General features: G+C 63.6%; 2 protein-coding genes. One reads left to right on the top strand and one right to left on the bottom strand.

All coding sequences use genetic code 11. The features are described from left to right. Position 1: 1 nt before the first annotated feature. Entirely contained in the window at positions 2 to 2,215 is a 2,214-nt protein-coding gene (locus ACI38B_RS04835) for an alpha-galactosidase (RefSeq protein WP_439729760.1), read from the bottom strand. Between the two features lie 358 nt (positions 2,216 to 2,573). Here ACI38B_RS04835 and ACI38B_RS04830 point away from each other — a divergent pair. Then, positions 2,574 to 3,299 (top strand): sulfite exporter TauE/SafE family protein (locus ACI38B_RS04830; RefSeq protein ID WP_439729759.1); only part of this gene is annotated, 726 nt, incomplete at its 3' end.

Here is a 3,299-nt window from a genome sequence, read left to right as displayed (position 1 = left end):
GTCACACGCGCACGGCCTCGAACAGCACGGCTTGCGCCGGGTGCAGGCTTGGCGGACGGACGCCATAGGTTTCAAGCGCGACCGCAGGTAATGTCACACCGTCGGCGGTCCACCAGCCTAGCGCGGACTGCCCGTTGCCGATGCCGTCGGCGTCGAGATCAAGGCTGACCGACAGCGGCTTGACCTGATACACGGCATCCGCATCGAGTCCAGGAAGATCGACCGGCGCCGCCGGGTAGGTCTGCGACGTGGTCAGCTGCGTGAAACGGTACACGGCGTGCGAGCGGTCGGCGCTGACAATGCCGTCCAGGCGCACTGCCGGGTCCGCGGTATCCGCATGCACTGCCGTCCCGGTTTCGAACATCGTGCGATGCTCCTTGTATGCGCGCACCCACGCGGCCAGTTTGTCCAGGTCCTCCTGCGACTCCTTGAGCAGGTTCCATTCGATGCCCATATGCCCGAAGAACGCCATATCCATACGCAGATCTTGGCTGGTCGCGCGATGCGTCGAATGTGCGGGGCTGGCGCCCACATGCTCACCCATCATTTCGGGCGGTACCAGCAGCGACGTGTAGCGCTGAATATCGGCCCGCTCCACGGGATCCACGCAATCGGACACCCAGATGCGGTCGGCGAAGCGCAGAATGCCCAGGTCGACGCGGCCGCCGCCGGACGAGCAGCTTTCGATTTCAAGCCCGGGATGCGCGAGTTTCAGATCACGGTAGATTCGGTATACGGCTAGCGTCTGTTCGTGCACGGCTGGCTTGCCGGAGCGCGGGGACACCGCTTCGGTGACGAGCTTGTTGTGATCCCATTTGATGTAGTCGATGCCCAGTTCGCCGACCAGATGATCCATCGCGCCGAACACGTAGTCGTACGCGTCCGGATTGGTCAGATCGACGACCTGCTGAGAGCGTCCCTGCATCGGCAAACGGCCGGGGGCGGGGCGCAGTACCCAATCCGGGTGGTTGCGGAACATGTCTGAGTTCGGATTGACCATCTCCGGCTCGAACCACAGGCCGAACTCCATGTCCTTGCCATGCACGTAGTCAGCAAGCGCCTTGAGGCTTTTTGCGCCGTCGGGCCACACGTCCTGCGAAATCTGCCAGTCGCCGAGGCCGGCGGTGTCATCGCGCCGGGCGCCGAACCAGCCGTCATCCACAACGAACCGCTCCACACCGCTGTCCACGGCCTTGTCCGCGAGTCGGACAAGCGTGTCGTAATCATGCTGGAAATAGACGGCCTCCCACGTGTTGAGGATGACCGGACGCGGCTTATTGACGAGATTGGGGTGCTGCGCGCGCACGAACTCGTGGAAGCGGTGGGCGACCTCGTTCAGCCCGGTGCCGAACGCGCCATACACCCACGGCGTGGTGTACTGGGCGCCATGCTCCAGCGTGATTTCGCCGCCGAACAGCTTCTCGCCGCCGCCGATCACGCCCTGCGTGTAGGGCAGGCGTTCCGCGGACAGCACGCTGTTGCCGCTCCAACCCACATGCACGGAATACACGTCGCCATGCTCGAAGCCGAATCCGGGGGCGCCGGCGGTCAGGAGCAGGGACGCGTCAAAGTCGGGGCGTCCGGCCATGGAAAGCTTCTCGAAGCGGCCGACGGTGAGCGGCTGGCGCTGCGGCGAACGCTCGTGCAGATGGTGGCCGGTGGTGGTGAGGATTTCGACGGCCTGCTGGGGCAGGGGGTAGCCGAGTTCGATGCCGTTGACATCCAGGGTGCCGTCGCCGAGATTGGTGACGGTGGCGCACTGGCGGATCAGGCCGGAATCGGTCAGTTCGCAGGTCCAGTGCAGGGCGACCTGCTGATCGGCGTCTTGCGCGTCGACGCTGATCATGGAAGCGCCCTCGTTGTCGCCGACGGCGGGGCTGATGGCGATAACGGAGAACTCGCAGAATGTCTCACGGCCGTCACGGCGGATATCGATGCGTTGCGCGCCGATCCACGATTCAGCCTGCGTGGGCAGAATGCTCGGCCATGCGGTGTTGTCCAATGCGCCGGACACGCGTTGCGGTTTGAGTGCGTCATACAGGTGCACGAGGGTTTCCGGGTGCGTCAGTGGGCGCCCCCAATGGACGAACCGGGGGAGAGCCTTGCCGGGGAAAATCAGCGCGAACGCCACGTTGGCGGCGGCATTCTCTGCATATACCGCAGTCAGGTTGGTGCCGTCGTTCGCTGTTCCGGGGATGATGGTGATGCGCGTCATTGCACTCCTTTGGTCGTAGGGTCTGTCGTTGTCCTTCGCTGTGCCGGAGTTGGCGCATGTATGCTGACCGCACCGTTCCGGCATCGTTGGTTGTATGGTATGTGTTCGCGTTTTCCTTGTCTCAGGACGCGTGTCGTGTGCATTGCGCAAGAAAAACGGGGGTTTCCGGGAGGTGTTGAAGGAAACGAGGGCGTTGAGGTTGAGGGAAACGATGGCATCGGGAGGCAACGCAGGCGTCGGGAAATCGACATGAAACGAGGACGTTGTGTGGCTTCCGGGCGCGCTACAGTTGGTGTCGACCGTGTCGCATCTGTGCGCGCGGGAGAGCGGGAAAGTAGGAAAACGAGGAAGGACACTCATGGCGTATTCCAGCACACAGGATCATGATGCACTTGGGGGCAATCTTGTCCGTCGTGTGGCGGTGCTGGCGATGGTGGGTGTGCTGTCAGGACTGATGTCCGGTCTGTTCGGCATCGGCGGCGGCACGATTATCGTACCGGCGCTGGTCTGGCTCGGCCTGACGCAGCGGCACGCTGTCGCCACCTCGCTCGCCGCGATCATTCCGACCGCCATCGCCGGCGTGATTTCGTACGCGCAATCCGGACATATGGACTGGATCGCTGCGTTGCTGCTCGCCTGCGGCACAATCATCGGAGCGCAACTTGGCAGCTGGCTGCTGTCGCGATTGCCGGAAATGGTGTTGCGCTGGGTGTTCGCCGCATTCTTGGTCTTTGTGATTGTCTCGCAGATCGTCGGCACGCCGTCGCGTGACGGCACGATTCACATGACATTCCTGACCGGTGTTCTGCTGGTGCTGCTCGGCGTGTTCGTGGGCACATTGTCTGGCCTGCTTGGCGTCGGTGGCGGGGCGGTTGTCGTTCCGGCGTTGTCGCTGGCGTTCGGAGCGAGCGATCTGGTGGCTCGCGGCACGTCCCTGCTCATGATGATCCCGAATGCCATCGCAGGCAGCGTCGCGAATGTCCGGCGTGGCCTGGTCAACCTGCGTGACGGCCTGATTATCGGCGTGGTCGCGGCATGTCTGACCCCCGCCGGCACGTGGATCGCCGGCTCTATCAGCGCTCGT

Source organism: Bifidobacterium sp. (genome assembly GCF_051876855.1).
Taxonomy (GTDB): Bacteria; Actinomycetota; Actinomycetes; order Actinomycetales; family Bifidobacteriaceae; genus Bifidobacterium.
This window is presented reverse-complemented; position numbering and strand designations above follow the sequence as displayed.